This is a genomic window from Paenibacillus sp. GCM10012306, from assembly GCF_042649265.1.
Taxonomy (GTDB): Bacteria; Bacillota; Bacilli; order Paenibacillales; family Paenibacillaceae; genus Paenibacillus_AQ.
In genome coordinates, this window is record NZ_JBHRYW010000033.1 from 1 (window position 1) to 1205 (window position 1205).

The following is a 1205-nucleotide window of genomic DNA, read 5'->3' on the forward strand; positions in this document are numbered from 1 at the left end:
GTCTCCTCCAATGTGAACTTCTCAGAGGATGAGATTCTTAGCAAAATGTTCATCAATGAAATCGGTCGGTCAGGTAATGCCGGAACAATCTATCCTGCACTGATCAAAGAAATCGACGGCCAACAGATCGGGATCGTTGGTCTGACGACTGAAGATACGGCCAACATTGCTTCGCCAGGTAAAGTGACTTTCGAGAATGCTGTCGCTAAGGCACAAGCTACGGTCGCTATGCTTGAAAAAGAGAACATTAACAAGATCATTGTGCTCTCACACCTTGGCTATGAAGAAGATCTGAAGCTAGCCAAAGCCGTTAACGGCATTGATATTATCGTTGGTGGTCACAGCCACACGCAACTGGATCAAGCCGTTGTAGATAACAGTGATCCAAAAGCACCGAAGCTAATTGTACAGACCGGCGAAAAGGGACTTTTCCTGGGTCAACTTGAAGTTAAATTTAACAAAGATGGCGTATTGACGGATTGGAAAGACCAGTTAATCTCCATCGATGCTAAAAACGCTGACGGCAAATACAAGATCGCAGAGGATCCTGAAGCGAAGAAGATCCTAGATACCGAGTATAAGCCAGGCATTCAAGAGCTAACCAATGAAGTAGTAGGTAAGACAGAGGTCGTTCTAAACGGCGTTCGTGATAATGTTCGCACAAAGGAAACCAACCTTGGTAACCTGATTGCCGATGGTATGCTTTATGCAGCTCAAAAAGCGGGCACTAATGCCGTAATCGCTCTGCAAAACGGCGGCGGTATTCGTGAATCTATCAAAGAAGGTCCGATTACACAAGGTGGAGTTCTCGGAGTACTTCCATTCAACAACGATCTGGTCACGATCACTCTGACCGGACAAGAGATTAAGGATGCCATGGAGAATGGGGTTTCTAAAGCTCCAGCAGCAGATGGACGTTTCCCACACGTTGCAGGGCTGAAATTCTATTACGACTCTACAAAACCTGTGAACGAACGTGTATTGCGTATTGAAGTGAAGAACGGAGATAAATACGTTCCTCTAGACCTAAAAGCATCTTATGAAGTAGCTACGAATGCTTTCACAGCTAAAGGTGGGGATTTCTACTCTTCCCTTGAAAAGGCCTATAAAGAAGGTCGCGTGAACCTGCTGTACCTACCGGACTTTGAAGTATTTACAAAGTATATTCAGAAGGTTGGAACTATCACTGCGAACACTTCCGCAGT

At 45.1% G+C, this 1205-nt stretch carries 1 protein-coding gene; it reads left to right on the forward strand.

Annotated elements, in window-relative coordinates; translation table 11 throughout:
• Nucleotides 1-1205: bifunctional metallophosphatase/5'-nucleotidase (locus ACFORK_RS29030; protein WP_379205549.1), on the forward strand; the 1205-nt coding region annotated here is incomplete at both ends.